Genomic DNA, 18,338 nt, shown 5'->3' on the forward strand with positions numbered 1-18,338 from the left:
AACCGTTTTTGGATAACTCATGATCCGGGATAAATACCTGTTCATGTGAAAAATTTCGTGCAATATTCGAACTGGCGCAGTTCATATCGTCTTAATGGGAATGGAACGACAATGGTTCTTGCCTCCCTGTCCGGCATCCTCTTTACGGTTGCCTTTTCCGTAAAACCGCTCTGGTGGGTTTCTTTTGCGGCGCTCTTTCCCCTGCTGTTGTCCCTTGACCGGGCAAGAACGTGGAGAGCTGCTGCTGTCCGGATGTCCCTGTTCTCGATTGTGTTTTCTTTTGGCATGGGCTACTGGGTGTTCCATGCCCTGGTCGGTCATTACCAGTTGCCCGCGGGCACGGCGGTATCTTTTTTCATTCTGGCGCTGGTCCTTCCGGTCTGGCTGATGCACCTGACAATTGCCCTTTTTTACCGGTTCTTAAACAACCGGACCCCTGTTTTTTATGCCCTGGTGGTGCCATGCCTGTGGGTGCTCGGCGATTATGTTAAAGGCATGATACCCCTGCTGGTCCCCTGGGGCGACATCGGATATGCCCTGGTGGACTGGGGCGCCTATTTTCAGATGGCCGACCTGGGAGGGGTCTACCTGGTCTCATTTTTAGTGGTGATGTTCAACTCCCTGCTGGTCTGCCTGATGGAATGCCGCCCGCAAACGAATGATCTCTTTCGCCGGCGGCCGATGAAGGGCCGGGCCGGAACCGCGGTGCTGATCCTCCTGGTGCTGATCCTCCTGGTGCCCTTGTGCTACGGGTCCGTTCGGCGTTACCGGATGCCTGTCCTGTCTTTGGCCGGGGAGAAGACGCCTGCCGTCATTGCTCAAGGTAATTTTTCACACAAAGACCGATGGGGGGGGCTGGGGTTTTACCAGCGACTGAAAACCTATATCGAACTCAGCGGCGATCCGTCGGATATGGGAAAGGCCGGGGTCATTGTCTGGCCGGAAACCGTGCTCAATCATCCCGAGGCCCTGACCGGACCGTTTTTTGCGGACCTGGCCCGGATACTGGGAAAAGAGAACCTGCTGATCGCCGGCGGGCTGAAGCGTGACAGCCAGAGCCAGGGCGTCTACAATTCCGTTTATGTGATCGAAGACGGTCAGCTGAAACGGTACGACAAGCACATCCTTCTGCCCTACTCGGAAAGAGGACCGGCTGTCGGCCCTTTATTCCGTTTTTACAACGCCCCGGACCGTTTTATTCCCGGCACGACCCCGGCCTGTCTGAGCACCTCCCATGGCAGGGTGGGGCTGTCCGTCTGCTTTGAGATCCTCTATCCGGGTTATGTCCGGCTGTCCGTAAAACAGGGCGCCGAATTTCTGGTCAATGTCTCCAATGACGCCTGGTTCGGGGATTCGGCCATGCCCCGGGCCCATCTGCGGGCGGCCCGGGCCCGGGCCGTGGAGACCGGCCGCTGGCTGCTGCGGGCGTCAAACAGCGGCATTTCCGCCGTGATCGCGCCGAATGGAAGCCTCACTGCCGGCAGTGACCTGTTTCGCACCCAGCGGATTTCAGGATCGTTTACGCGTCTGACGACAACAACGGTTTACACACGATGGGGGGAGTGGCTCTTCTTCTTTTGTCTGGCGGTTCCGGCAATCAGCTTATTACGGGCGGGTGTCCGGCGTTGACCCGATCTGGTTGAGCATGGCCTCTCTGGCATTTTCAATGGCCTGCCGCCGTTTCATGGCCCCGGCCTGGTCACCGAGCATCTCCTGGCGAAGAGACTCGATCTGTTCGGCCTTCTGGTCTTCAGACAGCGTCGTGTCTTCGGCAATCCCTTTTTCCGCAGCAAAATACGCCTCTTCGGCCTGCTGCTCTTCGGCCTGCTGCTGCTCCATGGCGTTTATGCGTTCGACCGCGTCCGGCGGCAGGTACCGGTTGCGAATATCCTCAATGGCGGCCCGGCGATCGTCTTCTTCGGCGATTTCATCCAGGTCTTTCTGATAAATGGCCAGGGCATCCTGGTACCTGGCATAGGCGGTTGGCGGCTGAAGGGATATCTCAGTGCCCGCGGCTTCGCCCCACATCTCCTGTGTCAGCCGGTCCATCGCCGCCTGTTTTTCTTCGGCATAAAGGTCCGGGTCAGAGACAATGGCGGCCCGCCGCAAACTGTATTCCTTTTCCTTTACCTGCTCTCCGAAAAGCCTGTCCGCCAGTTCGGTGCCCAGAAAATCCCGGCGAAATTCCTGGACCTCCCGTAACAGCTCCAGGCCGCTTTCGGTTGTGGTGATCGGCCCGAAGCGCGCCGCAAGATCGGCGACCGCCATTTCGCAATCCAGATACCGCTGATACGTTGCGTAAAGCCGGCCGGCCTCCTCGGCAGGAAACTGGGAAAAAATACGATCTTTGACCTGGGCCAGATGGTCTTCGCGGGAAGTTGCCCGGCGAAACTCATGACCCAGCCAGGTAAAATAGTGCAGGGTGGTTCCCGAACCGATGATGATCTGGGAAAAAAGGTCTTTGATGAGGGCGTCTGATTCCGCCGGGCCTGTTTCATCGTCCTGAACAGGCTTCTGGTGGGCCCTTATAGTCGCCATCTGTTCTTTTGATTGCGCAACCTGCTCAATGGCCGGGCCGGTGTCACGGTCAAAAATATAGGCCGCCTCTTCCGGCGCAGGCTGCCTGGTATACAGCGCAACCAGCAGGCCCAGCAGCAGCAGGCCTGCAATGGTAAATATCATTCTGCCTTTAACGCCCATTCTCTTTTTTCCTCAAAAAAACAGGGGCCGCCCGGCGGGCGACCCCTGTCTGTCATCGGTTTTATGAAACCGTTTTAATAGCCGCGCCCCTTAAGGTCTTCTACAATATCCACGAAAAACTGCGGCGCGTCAAATCCCGGGGTTACGCCGAACAACTGGCCGACGATGTTGAGATGATCGCATCCGGCGCTGTACCAGGCGGCGTCTTCCACCCCGCGGAAGTTGCCCCACTTGGCGCTTTCCACACTGACCAGCCCGTCATTGGCGCCTTCCTCGATCAGCATGATCAGCCAGGTCGGCTCCAGAATGACGCTCGGGCAGGAGGTTTTGGCCTTGGCGGCCCAGCTCTGGTAGTAGATGCCGGGTATGTTGGGCGTATTTGGATTAAAGGTGTTGACCATGTAGTCCGGGCAGAGATCAAGCGCGTTCTGAAGGGAATCGGGATTGGTGTCGCCAAAAATAAAAGTGTACACAAAATTGAGCACATCGCCACCGGCGGCCAGCAGCCAGTCCGGAAGGTCATACATGATTAAAGAGGCGACGGCGCTGCCCCGATGAGGACCGGCCAGGCTGGTGTAGCTCGCCACATAGGGCGCCAGGCCGAGGTTGGAGATGGCGTAGCGGGTATAGAGGGTGCCATGGGAATGGCCGATGATATTGGCTTTGGGTGCGCCCGTGACAGCCAGAATTTCCATGAACTGTTGCTTGAAGTCGGCCGCCTTGTCGACGGTGCTGCCCATGGCGTTGACCGAAGTAAAATAAACACTGGCTCCTTCAGCCTTCAAAGCGTCCTCAATGCCGTACCAGTAATCCACGATACCGAGGATTTTGGTCGAAGCGCCCATGCCATGGGCGAGAACGACAGGATAGCGGGTGTCGCATTTGTAGGGAGCTGTGCCTCCGGCCAGGCCAAGACCTGTCAGGCTGATGCTTACAAAGAGTCCAACAATTAAAAGGGCTACCAGTTTTTTCATTCTTTGTTCCTTCCTTAATGTTAGTTACCCGTTTTGCGAATGTTAACAGTGTTTACAATAGCAACAACCGTGCCGTATTTTTAGTTAAGTATATTCAAGCACTTGAAAATTGATGGGTTCGCAATCGCCGTATATAGCGGTTTATGGTTGCCATATAAGGCAATTTTTTTTATTATTGTCATATCCGGCAATCTAACCTGGAGGCAGGACCATGACTTTTGAACAGGATGCCCTGGCCCGTCGCAACCATCAGCAGGTTCTTGAAAAAACCCCCTATGTCGCGCTTGAAGACATTTATCAGCGCCTGAGGCACGCTTTTCCCATAGACCGGATTTACGTGGTTCAGCTTGATCCGGATCGTCGCCTGATGCGGGTTCTGGCCGAGGCTTCCGAAACCGGGGCGGAGAAAACCAACTTTCTGTTTGACGCCATTCCCGATCTGATTCTGGACCCTTTTGAGAAGGGGTATGTACCGGAAACATACATCATCAATGAACCCGCAACGGATGTGATCGGCAGTTATATTTACAAAAGAGGCAAGGCCGCCAACTGGTCCTCCGTGAACCTGAATTTTTCCGACGCGTCTGTCGGTTATGGAACGGTTTTTTTCACTGTTGCCGGCACCAACAGAATAAACGAAACATATGCCGGACAGGTGGCTGACGTAAGAGGACCGCTCCACCTGATTTTTGAAAACATTGTTAAAGACCACCAACAGACCGATACGCTGCCATCGTTAAAGGAGCCGATGGAAAACACCGACGAAATCTTCCGTCAGGTGACCCGTCGGCTGTGCGGCAATCTTGACCTTCAGACCGGGGTGTCCCACTGCCTGCAATACCTGAGCAGATTCATGCCGGGGCAGACAATTATCGTACACCACTGGGAGGAGGGGCTTAGGTCCTTCAGGGTTCTGGCGGAGACCTACGGGTTTATCGCCGGCAAGATTGAGCCGGTCATTCCCTGGGGACAGGAAAAATTACTGGCCGAGGATATTTTAAGACTGGGCACCACCCGCCTTATCAATCAACCGGGGCGCGACTCCACCATGGAGAATTACGTTAATCATTTCGGAACCGACTGGTCGGTCCTGGTCATGCTCCTCATTGATAAGGATATGCCCATCGGCGTGGCCAGCCTGGGGTCGGAGGGGAACAGCATGCTGACCGAGGATCACCTGCGACTCTTTTCCCAGCTGCACGATCCCTTTTTTATCGCTTTTTCCAACCACATGAAGCACCGGGAGATCATTCGGCTCAACAAACTCCTGGAAGAAGAAAAAAAGTTTCTTCAAAAGGAACTGCATCATCCCGTGACCGGCAGTATCGTCGGCGGCAACTTTGGTTTAAAGGGAGTGATGGAGATGTCCCGGCTGGTTGCCGGCCAGGACAGTCCGGTGCTGCTGCTGGGGGAAACCGGTGTGGGCAAGGAGCTGGTCGCCAATTTTATTCATCAGCATTCCGCACGCAAGGACGGGCCGTTTATCCGGGTCAACAGCGGCGCGATTCCGGAAACCCTTATCGACAGTGAGCTGTTCGGCCATGAAAAAGGGGCCTTTACCGGCGCCGTGGGCCGGAAGACCGGCCGTTTTGAACGGGCCCACGGCGGCACCATTTTTTTGGATGAAATCGCCGAGCTGCCCCTTCGGGACCAGGTACGCCTGCTGCGGGTCTTGCAGCATAAAATCATTGAGCGCGTGGGCGGCACCGAATCGATTCCCGTTGATATCCGCGTCATCGCCGCCACCAACCGGAACCTGGAAGAGATGGTGGCCGAAGGCAGGTTCCGGGAAGATCTCTGGTTCCGCCTCAATGTCTTTCCCATCAAGATCCCGCCCCTGCGGGCCAGGAGAAGTGACATTCCCGCCCTGGTGGATCATTTTATTGAAAAAAAATCCCGGGAGCTTAAATACCGCAAGCCCCCTACCCTGGCCCCGGACGCCATCGTTCGCCTGAAAAATTATTCCTGGCCGGGCAATGTCCGTGAGCTGGAAAACGTGGTGGAACGGGAACTCATTCTGGGTACAGGGGGGCTGCTGCTGTTTCAGAATATCACCCAGCAGCCGGCGGAAGACTCACTGCCGGATATTCATCCGGACGATCAGGAAGCCCTGGCCATAGACGATGCCATGCGCCGCCACATTCAACACGTCCTGAACCTGACCAAAGGACGCATTCACGGCCCCAAAGGGGCCGCGGCCCTGCTCAAAATCAATCCCAGCACGCTGCGCAACCGCATGAAGAAGCTGGGAATATAAATAAAAACAAAACTGACAGCCGGAACGTCGCCTATGAACAGCCCGCTTCCCGACAACCCGCCTTCCCCTCCCGCCCGGATGCGCTTTCTTGGCGTGCTGCCCACAGGTATCTGGGTGCTGGGTCTGGGGTCGATGTTCATGGATATCTCTTCGGAGATGATTCACAGCCTGCTGCCCGTGTTCATGGTCTCGGTGCTGGGCGCTTCCATGGTCACGGTGGGCGTCATTGAGGGGATTGCCGAGGCCACCGCCGCCATCACCAAGGTTTTTTCCGGCGTACTCAGCGACTACCTGGGCAGGCGAAAACGCCTGCTGGTTGCCGGCTATGCGCTGGCGGCGTTGACCAAACCTGTATTCCCCCTGGCCAACGCCATCGGCTGGGTGCTGGCCGGCCGGTTCGTGGATCGCATAGGAAAGGGCATTCGCGGCGCACCGCGCGATGCCATGGTGGCCGATATCACGCCGCCCCAGCTACGGGGCGCGGCCTACGGGCTGCGCCAGGCCCTGGACTCGCTGGGCGCTTTTCTCGGTCCTTTGCTGGCCGTGGTGCTGATGCTCTGGCTGGCCGGCAACATCCGGGCCGTGATGTGGGTTGCCGTTGTGCCCGCCTTTATCACGGTGGGGCTGCTGGTGTTTTACCTGCGCGAACCCGAACGCGCATCCATCGCCAGCCCGGTATCGCCCCTGGCCGGGGCCCAGCGGCTGCCGGGGCGATTCTGGATGGTGGTGCTGCTGGGCGGGGTGTTCACACTGGCGCGTTTCAGCGAGGCGTTTCTGGTGCTGCGCGCCCAGGACGTGGGGCTGGCCCTTGCCTACGTGCCGGTGGTGATGATGATCATGAATGTCTTTTACGCGGGATTTGCCTATCCACTGGGTGCGGCCGCTGATCGCGTCAACCGGCGTACACTGCTGCTGGCCGGGCTGGGCCTGCTGATAGGGGCCGACCTGGTGCTGGCAGTTGCCGCCTCTCCGCTGACGGTTTTTATCGGTGCCGGCCTCTGGGGACTGCACATGGCATGCACCCAGGGACTGCTGTCCAAGCTTGTCGCCGACACGGTTCCCGCGGATCTGCGCGGCACGGCCTTCGGCATCTTCAACCTGATAAGCGGCGGGGCCCTGCTGCTGGCCAGCATTATTGCCGGCGCTTTGTGGAGCGCCTTCGGCCCGGGAGCCACCTTTACCGCCGGCGCCGCCTTTGCCTTGCTTGCCGCCTGCGGCCTGATTGCCTACGGCGTAAAGCCTCAGGCCGCAAAATGAAATAGCGCTAAAAATACACTGCCCGACAAAAACCCCATTGACAGCATACCCAGGCAGTCACCGCAGACAACTAGCCTCTGTTCAAACAGAGGGGAAGAACGGTATCAATAAAACATCCACCGCTACCGCCGCCCTGGGGGATGAGGCTGGTTTCAGCAGAGTCATCATTATCCGTATCCGCCGTATCGGTGCCGAGAATGGCTTCCACAAAATCCGGAATGCCATCTCCGTCACTGTCCGCTATGCTCTCCGTCCAGGGAAAATATTCAACCAGGTCACTGACCCGGTCCCCGTTTCCATCCGGATTATACCATCCGCCTGAGGCGCTGTCGTCCGAAGGGTCATAGGGGCCGGTGGCGTCGCCCCAGTAGTTGCCCGAGGCATTGACGGCAGCGGCCACGGATGCCGCCGTCATACCGGACCCACTGTTACCGGAAATAACATTGCCGGTAACAGTGGGTAGGGAGGGACCGACAACATTGAGACCGGAGCCGTTATCGGCGATATAACAATTTTCCACCGACAGGGGAGTGTTGCTGATATATACCCCCGCGTCCGGATGGTTCATAACAATACTGTTGGTCAGGGTACCCGATGAGGACTCGTAGACCGAGCCATTGTCGCTGTTATTGAAAATATACCAATAGTCACCGTCAATGCTGGAAAAATATGAATAGAGCCCGGTACCGCCACCGCTGATATCGATATGGTCAAATGTAAAACCGTTGCCGGTATAAGACAGGTGGAGATTGGCCGCCTTGCCGAGGATGTTGGTTTGGCCGGCATTTTCAACAACACAGTACTGCATGGTAGAGACAGAAACATCATCCGACCGGGGACCGAACACAATGCCCTGCCAGCCGTCTTCGTCGCCGGTGGCAGAAGTGAAAACAATCCTGGCCTCCGGGGTGCCGGCGGCGATCAGGCTGCCGCGATAGGTGTTGGAACCATCGTTGGAAGGATGGGCGATCCACAGTCCCAGGCCGGATGCGAATTTAAGCGTCACCCCCGGTTCCACGGTCAACTGCCTGGCATTCCGCACCGATAGGTGTGCGTCGTTGACGGTATAGAAAGCCTCACCGGCTTGCTCATACAACGTATGATTGCCCATCATCTCCCCACCACTGATCTGAATCCCCGGGTCGATGTTGTTGGAAAGCGTATTATCCTGAATAACGGGGTTGGATGCTGCAATATCGTAATAAATGGCATAACTACCATTTCCGGATATAGTGTTGCCGGTGACGGTAAGTGAAGAGGCGTTTAAGAAAATCCCATATCCGGTGTTGTCGGCAATCGTACTGTCGGTAATACCGCCGCTAGACGACTGGCAGTGAACACCTTCCGCCTGATTGCCGGAAACCGTCAGGTCACTTCCGCTAAAGCTTGTACTGTCGATAAAAAGGCCGTTTTCACCATTGTCGGACGCACCGCCTCCGGCCCAGGAAAAGCTCGAATAATCGCAGGCAACCCCGTGGCCGGTGCCGCCGTTAAAACAGCAGTCGGTAAACGAGGTATTGTTGCCCCCGGCATAGTAAAGCATCAGGTTCGCGGAAACACCGTTGGAATTGCTCTCTCCGGCTTTCTCAATGGTCAGGCCGCTGACCGTGGAGGTCATTAAATCATCGCTTCTCGGTCCCAGGATGACGCCGCGCCATCCGCCAGCCTCACCGGAATAAGCGGTAAACATCACTGGTTGTTCAGTACTGCCGTTCACCATGAGTCCGCCCCTGTAATTGTTGCTGCCATCGCTGTTGTAATGAGCGATCTCAAGGCCGGCGCCGGATTTAAACCGCACGGTCACGCCCGGATCAATCATTAAATAACGGGAAGACCTAACAGCGGTAATGCCCGAGTGAATATAGGGCTGGGCATCTCCCGAGCCCGGCAGATACCAGCGGATATGCCGGGTGGTCACCGTTCCGCCGATCTGCTCTATGCCGGTTTTTTGTGAGTTCGAGAATGTGTTCTCATAAATCGCGCTCTGGGCGCTGATCCGGGCCGGATAGTCGGTATTGTTATCAAAAGTATTGTGGCAAATGGTGAGATACGATTCAAAATCATCGGTATAAATGCCATAACCGGCGTTGTCCGCCATTGTCATGTTGGAAAACGTTGCAACCGTCCCGTTCTCCGCCATAATGCCGTGACCGTCATTGTCGGAGGCGTTGCCGCCATCAATATCGCCGGTGCTAACGGAAATGCAGTACCCGGTTTCTCCATTTTCGACTGCATCGGTATCTGTTGCATCAATGACCGAATATTCAGCATAAAGGCCATGCCCGGTGTTGCCGGAGAGGGTACAGTTCAACAGGTTCAGGGTGGAATAGCTGGAAAAAAGACCGCTGCCGCCGCTGTTTTTTATCTCAACATGGTCAAAGGCAACCGCCCCGCCGCTGCCGGTATAAGACAAATGGACATTGGCCTGCGCGCCAAGTTCATTGGTTTCGCCGGCATTTTCGATAACACAGTACTGCATGTTAGAACTGACATAATCATCCGACCGGGGCCCGAAGATGATCCCCTGCCAGCCGGAGGCAGAACCGCTCGAAGAGGTAAAAATAATTTTAGACTCCGATGTGCCTTCGGCGGTCAGGCTACCGCGATAGGTGTTGCTGCCATCGTTGTTGTAATGGGCGATCCAAAGGGCTGTGCCGGAATCAAAACGGACGGTGACGCCGGGTTCAATGGTCAGGCGGGCGGAAGAATAGACATAAATCGTCTCCGTCACCAGATAGGGACTGTTGGCTGCGGTCCAGGTCGTATTACTGGTAATAGCGCCGCCCACCGTTGTGTCGGCGCAGACGGCGGCAGGCGCCCCAAGAACAAAAACAAACATCAATAAGATAAGACTGCTGTTTAAGAACCGCTTCATTAAATCTCCTCTTTTTCGAAAATGCAGTGTCAGCCCGGATATTTCAGGAAAGATTCGGGTTAAGGCGCTACCTGAAAAAACGCCTCGTCAAATTCGGGATTGCCGGCATACTTTTGCATAAAAAAGGCGGGCAGCTGGTCGATCTGCTCAAACAGGGCCGGGTTGGCGTCGATGCCGGCCTGGAGCAGGGCTTTTAGAATGGTTTTGGGCTCGGGCGGGCATCCCTTGATGGGAATCATCTCCTGGATCACCGGGTTGTCTTTGTGTTCCTGGTACATGCACTTTCCCACCAGGATGGTTTTGTTCATGCCCGGGGTGGGCGCCATTTTCTTTCCGGTAAGCACCTCGATGTTGTCCCAGGGCTCGCCTTTCCACGCGTACCGGATGGCCGACAGGATGATGCCGTTCATGGCCGCGCAGTAGGTGCACATGGTGGAGTCAAATTTGCGGTAATACAGCCCCTTGATGCCGTCCTTGACCAGGGGCGCCGGAATGCACCGGTCCGCGTCCTCGTGATAGGCAAAGTCATATTCGTGAAACGCGGCCACGCTGTCGATGGGCTCGCCCGCCACCTCAACGTCGGACAGGTCCGTGGGCCGGTTGTGGTTGGCCGCGGCATGAACCATGTAGGCAATGGCGGCCGGATCGTGGCCCAGAATTTTCGCGCCTACCATGTCCGCGGACAGAACGTCGGTGGAGGCCACCAGGATATTGCTGGGCCGGGGCTTGCCGTCAAAGCCGGGCCCCCGCTCCAGGGTGTAAATGCCGTCGATCAGGGTGAGCATGGGGGGCAGTTTGTCGGGCAGCCGGGCAATGGAAAAATAGAGGTCCTTTACTGCGTCCGGGCTGTGGGCCTTTTTGCGGGAGGGAATGTCCATCACCCCTTTGAGGTTCTTGATGCCCAGGCTCACCACGGTCTGGTTGTGGGTTTTCATCACCGGCAGATCCACCACGAAATCGCTGTGCAGCATGTCGGTGTTAAAGGAAAATTCAACACCGTCGCCCAGGTCCACCGGCTCAAAGTCGTGGTCAAACACGTTGATATGCCGGATCCCGTACTTTTTTGCCAGGGTTTCATAGCCCAGGGTTTTAAAGGCGTGGACCGGGGTCTCTTTGTCTTTCGGGTCGCACACAATGCCTTCACCGATGGTGATGTCGTCGATGCCGCGCTCCTTTAACAGCACCACCATGTCCTCAATGACCCGTGAGGTGGTGATCACCCCCCACTTGGGAAAGGCCACCGCCTTTGACCAGAACACGATATTGGGCTTGAGAAAGACTTTTGCCTTTGGGGGCAGATGGTCCAGGCCACCGGCGAGATCAACGGCTTTTCTGACCGATTCCAATGGTTTTTCGTATTTGACAACAGATACGGTGTGTTTTTTCATGGTTTGGTTCCTTTGCCCGTTTACGGTTGTGGAATCTTATTTTCAGTAAATATATCTACAGCAGAGTCGGCCTTTATGGCAAGGCGATTGTTGTGGCGCGGCTCCGGGGGTAAAACCCTTTGAAAAAGGTAAAAAACTGTTGCGCAGGCATCCGCCGGTACGATAAAAATGCAGACGATGCTCTCGTAAAAAGTCTATTTGGGATGGCAAAGTAAAAAGTTCGAGATCAAGGCGCCGCAAATCCCGAGGAATGAGGCGTACTTGTCGTACGCCGCAGTGACGAGGGGGGCAGCGCAACGCAGCCGGCCGCCTTGCGGCAATTGGGCTTTTTACGAAGCCATCAAATATAATAAAGGGAAAAACATGCACTACGAAGGCAACATGATCCGTCCGCCCAGCGAGGCCTACAGCATTCTGCTTCAGGCCACGGTGGGGTGCTCCCACAACAAGTGCACCTTCTGCGCGGCCTACAAGGGCGAACGATTCAAGATCAAGTCCGATGACATCATTATGTCGGACATCGAGTTTGCCGCCCGGCACTGCAGAAACCAGGACCGGCTTTTCATCTGCGACGGCGACGCCCTGATCATTCCGCAAAAACGGCTGCTGGCCATTTTAAAGGAGATCGAGCAAAAGCTGCCCTGGGTCAACCGGGTGGGGGTGTATGCCAACACCAAGGGCATTGCCATGAAAACCTCCGAAGAGTTGGCCGAGCTGCGGGCCCATGGCCTGAAGATCGCCTACATGGGCCTGGAGTCCGGTGATGACGAGACCTTAAAGGCCGTCAACAAGGGCGCGGATTCTCAGAAAATGATCGACATGGGAAAAAAGATCCGGGCCGCGGGTGTCGCCCTCTCCATCACCGTGCTGCTGGGCCTGGCCGGCCGGGAACGGTCCGAGATTCACGCGCAAAAAACCGGCGAAGTGCTCTCCGCCATTGACCCTGAGTATGTGGGGGCTTTAAGCCTGATGCTGATTCCGGGAACCCCGCTTTACGATGAATACGCGGCCGGCCGGTTCCCGATTTTGACGCCGGAAGAGACCCTGGTCGAACTGCGCACCATGATCACCCACACCAACCTGTCAAACGGCCTGTTTCACGCAAACCACGCGTCCAACTATCTTCCCATCAGGGCCAAACTGCCGGAAGACAAGGCAAGCACCCTGCGGCTGATCAATCAGGCCCTGGCCGGTAAAATCAGGCTCAAACCCGAACACATGCGGGGTTTATAGCTTGAATATTATAAAACGACCAAAAATGCTTCGCCAAGAGAGGAATAAATACACAAGGCCATCCAAATCGGGATCGCTATCGGGATCGGAATCGGAATCGAAATATGGCACTGGGACACGAAAAACTGGACGTTTACCGTCTTGCTATCCGTTATGTCGCCTGGGTTTATGAAAATGCCGGCCACCTGAATGGGGTCCATCGGTCCGCGCGAGAGCAGTGGCTTCGCGCCAGTCAGTCGATACCGCTGAACATTGCCGAAGGAAACGGCAAAACAGCGGGGGCGGATCGAAGGCGGTACTTTGAAATCGCCCGTGGTTCGGCGCTGGAGTGCGCCGCAATTCAGGATGTTCTGGTGGTCGGAAGGGGATTGCAAGAAGAAGAGAGCCGGGAACGCAAACTTGAACTGGATCGTATTGTCGCCATGCTCAGCCGTTTGGGTGGTAGAGGTTATTGCGTCGGTGAAGAGGCCGAACCCTACGGGCATGACGAAAACGATCCCGATCCCGATAGCGATCCCGATGGCAACAGACCATAGCGATAAGTGCGAAGCCGTCAACCTTAACAGCAAATCAATTTTTTAAATAACCCCTTAACAGGAGAAAAATTTCATGGCCACCAGAAAAACCGCGGGCAACAAGCCGATCGACGAACGATGCATCAACACCATTCGATGCCTTGCCATGGACGCCATTCAGCAGGCCAACTCCGGCCATCCCGGGGCGCCCATGGGTCTTGCGCCGGCGGGATATGTTCTGTGGACAAAGGTGATGAAGCACAATCCGAAAAATCCCCAGTGGTTCAACCGGGACCGGTTCGTTCTGTCCGGTGGCCATGCCTCCATGCTGCTCTACAGCCTGCTTCACCTGACCGGTTATGAGCTTTCCTTAAAAGACATTCAGCAGTTTCGCCAACTGGGCAGCAAAACCCCGGGCCATCCGGAGTACGGCCACACCCCCGGCGTGGAGACCACTACCGGTCCTTTGGGCCAGGGGTTTGCCAATGCCGTGGGCATGGCCATGGCCGAGCGTCACATGGCGGCCCGGTTTAACCGCAAGGGTGCGACCATTGTGGACCACTTTACCTACGTGATGTGCGGCGACGGGGACCTGATGGAGGGCCTCTCCTATGAATCGGCTTCCCTGGCCGGACACCTGGGCCTGGGCAAACTGATCTGCCTGTATGACGACAACGACATCTCCATTGAGGGCCACACCGATATCACCTTTACCGAAAACGTGGCGGCCCGGTTCAAGGCCTGCAACTGGCATGTGGTGCCGGTCAAAGACGGCAGCAGCGTGGACCAGATTCTCGACGCGCTGAAAGCGGCCCAGGCCGAGACTGAAAAGCCGTCGCTCATCATCCTTAAAACCCATATCGCCCACGGCAGCCCCAACAAGCAGGACAGTGCCGACGCCCATGGCGCGCCCCTGGGAAAAGAGGAAATTGTTCTGACAAAAAGAAACCTGGGGTTCCCCGAAGACGTGGTCTGCCACATCACAGAAGACGCTTTGAAGGTTTTCAGAAAATGCATGGAAAAAGGGGAAAAGGCCCAGGGAAAATGGCGGGCCATAGTAGACCGCTACGCAGAAAAGTTTCCCGACCTGGCCGCCCAGTGGACCGCGGCAATTACACACCGGCTGCCCAAAGGGTGGGACAAAAACCTTTCCGGTTTTTTACCGTCCGACAAGCCCATGGCCACCCGGTCCGCATCGGGAAAGGTCTTAAACAAGCTGGCCGAAGCCATTCCCGCGATCATCGGCGGGTCCGCGGACCTGGCCCCGTCCAACAACACCTTTCTGGCCTGTTCCGGCGAGTTTCAGAAAGGCACCTATGACCAGCGCAACATCCGGTTCGGGGTGCGGGAGCACGCCATGGCATCCATCATGGCCGGCATGTACCTGCACGGCGGCCTGCGGCCCTACGGCGGCACCTTTCTGATCTTTTCCGATTACATGCGGCCCGCCATACGGGTGGCCAGCCTGATGAAACTGCCCCTGATCTATGTGTTCACCCACGACAGCGTGGCCGTGGGCGAAGACGGCCCCACCCACCAGCCCGTGGAACAGCTGGCCTCGCTGCGGGCCATGCCCGGCCTTACCGTGATCCGGCCGGCCGACGCCACGGAAACCGTGGACGCCTGGAAGGTGGCCGTCACCAACACCGCCGGCCCGGTGGCCCTGGCCTTAAGCCGCCAGAACCTGCCGGTGCTTGATGCCGCCATAACAGCGGGCAAGCTGGCCAAAGGCGCCTATGTACTGGAAGAGTGTTCCGGCCGGCCCGACATCATCCTGATCAGTACCGGCGCCGAGGTGCATGTCACCCTGGAGGCCGCCAAACTGCTGGCGCAAAAAAATATTGCCGCAAGAGTGGTCAGTATGCCCAGCTGGGAGCTGTTTGAAAAAACCGACGCGACCTACCGGGAGTCCGTGCTGATCCCCGGGGTCCCCTGTTTTGCCGTTGAAGCAGGGTCCCCCATGGGATGGGAGCGGTACACAAAAGACAGCCATGCCATTCTGGGCATCGACCGGTTCGGCACATCGGCCCCGGGCGGCACCGTGCTGAAGGAGTACGGCTTTACCCCGGAAAACATCGTGAAAAAAGTAACGGCGGTACTCGGAAAATAGCCGGCAAGGCCGGTTTTTCGACGACTATGACGTCTACGCCATACCAGATCACGTTTCCAAAAGGCCCGCCTGCCGATGCGGGGCAGGGGGACCAGTGCTTCTGCGTGACAACGCCCGATGGAAACCGGCAGACCATCCGCTGCCATGATTATGGTCTTATTTATTCTCTGCCCGGGCTTTACGAGCAGGTGTTCTGTGACCGGCTTGCCTGCGTCTCTCCTCAGAAGGTGGCCGACGTGCTGGAAAAAGTGGTGGGCCTGTGCGATGTCCGGGTGGCAGACCTGCGCGTACTGGACCTGGGTGCGGGCAACGGCCTGGTGGGAGAAGCCCTGTCGGCAAAAGGGGTGGGCCGGCTGGTGGGCGCAGACATTATTCCCGAGGCCCGCATGGCCACGGAGCGGGACCGGCCCGGCATTTACGATGCCTATTACGTGACCGACTTTTGCCGGTTGTCTCAAGAGGAGACAGCGGCTTTTCAATCCTGGTCTTTTAACTGCCTGATCACCGTGGGGGCTCTTGGCTTTGACGACATTCCGCCCCGGGCCTTTGTTGCGGCCTACAACATGGTTGAGACGGGGGGATGGGTGGCCTTCAATATCAGGGAAGATTTTCTTGACAAGACTGATACCAGCGGGTTTGCCGGCCTGGTCCGGGAAATGCTCTTTTCCCGGCACATGACGGTTCACCACCTGGAACGGTACCGGCACCGCCTCTCCACAGACGGCCGTCCCCTGTTCTACCTTGCCGTTGCCGGCAGAAAACGGGCCCACCTGCCGGAAACTGCCCTCTGAAAACCATTCCCCGGCCTGACAGTATGGAATGAAATCACATACCGAAAAGGGTGTGTCACCTCTTTTATTCAGCGTCGGATATGTCGGTCTTACGCCGATTCTTTTTTTTGGTCCTGCGGATAGACCATTTTCCCGCTTTTGGACAGGTCGTAGCCGGCCAGTGTCTCGGCCAGGCCGGTAAAGGCCGGGTCGGTAAGCATGGATAAAAAGGCCTGAATCTTCTTGTCGAAAAACAGGCTTCTGGGAATCAGCAGGTCAAACCGCTCCCAGTGCATGGGCAGAAAATCCAGGTCCAGCAGCTGGGCCACGGCCCGAATGGCCGGACCGGTGTCAGCCCGGCCGGACAGCACTTCCAGGCCCACATCCAGGTGGCGCTGCACGTCGTGGTCATAGCCTTTTAACGTACCGGGAGATACGCCCGCCTCTTTGAGCTTGCGGTCAAACCAGAGCCGGGTACCGGTACCATGGGCCCGGTTGACGATAGTCAGCTTTTTGCGGGCCAGATCGGCCATGCCGGCCACGGTTTTCGGGTTCCCCTTTGGCAGCACCAGCCCCTGCTCGCGAAAACAGAAGTTGACCACCGCCGGCATGTTTTCCATCTCTTTGGCGGCAAAGGAAAAATTGTATTCGGCTTCATCCTCCTGGACCAGGTGGGAGGATGCCATGTGGCATACGCCACGGCCCAGCGCCCGCAGGCCGCCCATGCTGCCCAGGTTGCCGAACACCACCGTGATTTCGGGATGGTGTTTCATGAACAGGGCCATGGCCCTGTCCAGCAGGATGTCGTTGCTACCGGCCACCACCAGCAGCGAAGGCGTGTCGATCAGGCAGGAGGCCTCGCCGGGATGGTTAATGGTGTTGGCCGCGATCCACTGCTCCACCAGGTGTTTCGGAAACAGCCACTTGCCTGTGACCTTGGTGGCCGGCATGCGCTGTTCGGTGATCAGCTTGTAGACTTTTTTTTCGTGAATCCCCAGCAGCTGGGCCAGTTCCTTTGTGGAGAGCAGTTGGGCCATGCCTGTTTTGCCTTTAAGGGTTGTCTTTTCAGCGGCACCGATAGTGCGAATGCCTCAGGTGAAGTGTGCTTAAAAATACAAGGGAACGCACCGGCCTGTCAACCTCGGTCATTTGCGCCGAGGTTTTTTCATGGACAATGCCGCTTCTCGTTCTTTATACTGTTTTCTCGAACCAGAAAAATGTCTCTCAGCCTGAATCTTTCACGGAGTGTGTATGTCTGTTTCCAATACCGAACGGGTTCGTCTTTTTTACAGCCGGTTTTCCGGCACCGACCATGTGCTGGTGGTGATCAACGCCGACCCCGACGCCATCGGCAGCGCCATGGCGGTAAAACGGCTGCTGTGGAAGAAGGCGGCCTCGGTCACCCTTTCCAATATCAATGTCATTGACCGGCCCGACAACCTTGCCATGGTGCGGCTGCTGGGTGTCAAGCTGGTTCATATCGACACCATTGATGTCAGCCGCTATACCCGGGTCGTGATGGTGGATTCCCAGCCGGACCACAACGAACGCCTGGCCGGCATTACCGCCGACGTGATCATCGACCACCATCCCGTGGCGGTCAAAAGCACCGCGTCCTATGCCGATATCCGGCCCGACTACGGCGCCACTTCCACCATGCTGATCGAGTACCTGAAGGCGGCCCGGATTAAACCGTCCCGGAAACTGGCCACCGGCCTCTACCTGGGCATCAAGACCGATACCAGTAATTTTGAGCGGCACGCGACCCCCGAGGATGTTCGCGCCTTTCAATATATTTTCAGGTATGTCAATGTTCACCTGGCCCGGCGGATCGAACAGGCCGAGATCAAACCCGAGTTTCTGGCCTATTTTTCAAAGGCACTGAACCGAAAGGTCATGCGGAGGAAAAAAGCGTTCATTCACCTGGGCCGTGTGGTCAACCCGGATGTGTGCGTGCTGGTGGCCGATTTTTTCATGCGGGTCAGCTCGGTGCAGTGGAGCATCGTGTCCGGCGTGTATGACGACCGGCTGATCGTGATTTTGCGAAACGACGGGATTCGCCGGGACGCCGGCCAGGCGGCCAAAAAGGCATTTGAACAGATGGGCAGTGCCGGGGGCCACAGGAGCATGGCCCGGGCCGAGATTCCTATCGGCGCGGTTTACAAAGAGGTAAAGAAAAAAGAGGAAAAAGAGATCGCACGCTGGGTTATTCGCAAGCTGAAATAAAAAGGGGCGCGGTAATGACGACTGCATTTGCCG

Annotated in this window: 13 protein-coding genes; 8 read left to right on the top strand and 5 right to left on the bottom strand. The window is 56.8% G+C overall.

What is annotated here, in order from left to right; all coding sequences use genetic code 11:
- Positions 1–111 precede the first annotated feature (111 nt).
- Positions 112–1,629: an apolipoprotein N-acyltransferase gene (gene lnt, locus DOLE_RS01805; protein ID WP_012173787.1), complete on the top strand. Its 1,518-nt coding sequence runs from the start codon at positions 112–114 to the stop codon at positions 1,627–1,629.
- On the opposite strand, the gene DOLE_RS01810 is transcribed toward lnt, so the two are convergent.
- Together DOLE_RS01810 and DOLE_RS01815 are read right to left on the bottom strand one after the other, a co-directional pair.
- The gene (locus DOLE_RS01810) at positions 1,606–2,700 is read right to left on the bottom strand and encodes a lipase secretion chaperone (RefSeq protein WP_012173788.1); all 1,095 of its coding nucleotides are present in this window, start codon (positions 2,698–2,700) and stop codon (positions 1,606–1,608) included. The genes lnt and DOLE_RS01810 overlap by 24 nt on opposite strands.
- Before the next feature lie 74 nt (positions 2,701–2,774).
- Complete coding sequence (locus DOLE_RS01815; RefSeq protein ID WP_012173789.1) at positions 2,775–3,674, bottom strand: lipase family alpha/beta hydrolase; 900 nt, start codon at positions 3,672–3,674, stop codon at positions 2,775–2,777.
- Between the two features lie 211 nt (positions 3,675–3,885).
- Between DOLE_RS01815 and DOLE_RS01820 the strand changes: the two genes are divergently transcribed.
- Together DOLE_RS01820 and DOLE_RS01825 are read left to right on the top strand one after the other, a co-directional pair.
- Positions 3,886–5,931, top strand: coding sequence for a sigma-54-dependent transcriptional regulator (locus DOLE_RS01820; RefSeq protein WP_012173790.1), 2,046 nt, complete (start codon positions 3,886–3,888; stop codon positions 5,929–5,931).
- Between the two features lie 33 nt (positions 5,932–5,964).
- Positions 5,965–7,188, top strand: coding sequence for an MFS transporter (locus tag DOLE_RS01825; RefSeq protein ID WP_012173791.1), 1,224 nt, complete (start codon positions 5,965–5,967; stop codon positions 7,186–7,188).
- A gap of 70 nt (positions 7,189–7,258) precedes the next feature.
- On the opposite strand, the gene DOLE_RS01830 is transcribed toward DOLE_RS01825, so the two are convergent.
- Together DOLE_RS01830 and DOLE_RS01835 are read right to left on the bottom strand one after the other, a co-directional pair.
- On the bottom strand, positions 7,259–10,063 hold the full coding sequence (locus DOLE_RS01830) for a right-handed parallel beta-helix repeat-containing protein (protein WP_012173792.1): 2,805 nt from the start codon (positions 10,061–10,063) through the stop codon (positions 7,259–7,261).
- A 59-nt stretch (positions 10,064–10,122) separates the two neighbouring features.
- The gene (locus DOLE_RS01835) at positions 10,123–11,451 is read right to left on the bottom strand and encodes a DUF362 domain-containing protein (protein ID WP_012173793.1); all 1,329 of its coding nucleotides are present in this window, start codon (positions 11,449–11,451) and stop codon (positions 10,123–10,125) included.
- Between the two features lie 363 nt (positions 11,452–11,814).
- Here DOLE_RS01835 and DOLE_RS01840 point away from each other — a divergent pair, with 363 nt between their 5' ends.
- From DOLE_RS01840 to DOLE_RS01855, 4 genes are all read left to right on the top strand, one after another.
- Positions 11,815–12,684, top strand: a complete 870-nt coding sequence (locus DOLE_RS01840; RefSeq protein WP_012173794.1) for a radical SAM protein — start codon at positions 11,815–11,817, stop codon at positions 12,682–12,684.
- Between the two features lie 104 nt (positions 12,685–12,788).
- Positions 12,789–13,220 (top strand): four helix bundle protein, encoded by a 432-nt coding sequence (locus DOLE_RS17805; protein WP_012173795.1) that lies wholly within the window; start codon positions 12,789–12,791, stop codon positions 13,218–13,220.
- A gap of 73 nt (positions 13,221–13,293) precedes the next feature.
- Positions 13,294–15,309 carry a transketolase gene (gene tkt, locus DOLE_RS01850; RefSeq protein ID WP_012173796.1) on the top strand — a complete coding sequence of 672 codons (2,016 nt, stop codon included), beginning with the start codon at positions 13,294–13,296 and terminating at the stop codon, positions 15,307–15,309.
- A 26-nt stretch (positions 15,310–15,335) separates the two neighbouring features.
- Positions 15,336–16,100 (top strand): class I SAM-dependent DNA methyltransferase, encoded by a 765-nt coding sequence (locus DOLE_RS01855; protein ID WP_012173797.1) that lies wholly within the window; start codon positions 15,336–15,338, stop codon positions 16,098–16,100.
- Between the two features lie 89 nt (positions 16,101–16,189).
- Here DOLE_RS01855 and DOLE_RS01860 read toward each other — a convergent pair whose 3' ends face one another.
- Entirely contained in the window at positions 16,190–17,116 is a 927-nt protein-coding gene (locus DOLE_RS01860) for a helix-turn-helix transcriptional regulator (RefSeq protein WP_012173798.1), read from the bottom strand.
- 214 nt (positions 17,117–17,330) lie between these two features.
- Here DOLE_RS01860 and DOLE_RS01865 point away from each other — a divergent pair, with 214 nt between their 5' ends.
- The gene (locus tag DOLE_RS01865; RefSeq protein ID WP_012173799.1) at positions 17,331–18,305 is read left to right on the top strand and encodes a DHH family phosphoesterase; all 975 of its coding nucleotides are present in this window, start codon (positions 17,331–17,333) and stop codon (positions 18,303–18,305) included.
- Positions 18,306–18,338: the final 33 nt, after the last annotated feature.

The sequence above is a fragment of the Desulfosudis oleivorans Hxd3 genome (genome assembly GCF_000018405.1).
In the GTDB taxonomy this organism is placed as follows: domain Bacteria; phylum Desulfobacterota; class Desulfobacteria; order Desulfobacterales; family Desulfosudaceae; genus Desulfosudis; species Desulfosudis oleivorans.